This is a genomic window from Staphylococcus sp. HMSC077D08 (assembly GCF_001837945.1).
Lineage (GTDB): Bacteria > Bacillota > Bacilli > Staphylococcales > Staphylococcaceae > Staphylococcus > Staphylococcus epidermidis.
On sequence record NZ_KV834827.1, the window covers coordinates 90,735 to 91,382 of the forward strand.

Sequence of the window (648 nt, forward strand, 5' to 3'; positions counted from 1 at the left end):
TATACTTCTTTAATGCGGCCTTTGTGATCCGTGCGGTGTTGTATATTCGATATTGGCCTTCTCTTTAAAATAATTTATATGTATTTTTTAGTAATAAAACTAAAATTTTCTATGCTTTGTAACCAAAAGAAAACTAAGCAACTTTTACATTGCTTAGTCATGTTTCACTTCATTTTACTCTTCTTCTTGTTCTTTAATAAATTGTTCTACTTTTTTCACTTTATTTATCGCATATTCTTTTTCTGGTAAAACACCGAATTTTTTGTATTCATAATAATATTCTCTAGCTAACGGTCCAAATTCTGAATTTTTCCAATCAATATAATCAAATGATACGTTTAATTTACCTTCATTATTAAAATCAAATTCACATGATGTCCATGGTTCTTGATTATTTTCTATAAATAGCTCTCGGAGTCTATCAAAATTTTCGTAAAGTTCGTCCAATAATTCTTTAAATATTTTTTTTGAAACATTATGTTCTTTAGGAATAGCAGTATAATAATGTAATTCTTCACTCCCAGGTAGAGTATAGTAGAAAAAAACTTCTTTGCTTTCTTCTTTTATATATGCCTTTGTATATACCTTATCCCACTCCACAGGAATCATTTCATTAATTTTATTCGCTATTTCTTGATACATTTCATT

The 648-nt window shown here is 27.2% G+C and carries 1 protein-coding gene and 1 pseudogene; both read right to left on the minus strand.

From position 1 onward, the window contains the following. A pseudogene (locus HMPREF2663_RS13245) lies at positions 1 to 66 on the minus strand (hypothetical protein); the annotation flags it as partial. Positions 67 to 174: 108 nt separating this feature from the next. After that, positions 175 to 648 (minus strand): TIGR01741 family protein (locus HMPREF2663_RS11125; protein ID WP_070846433.1); only part of this gene is annotated, 474 nt, incomplete at its 5' end.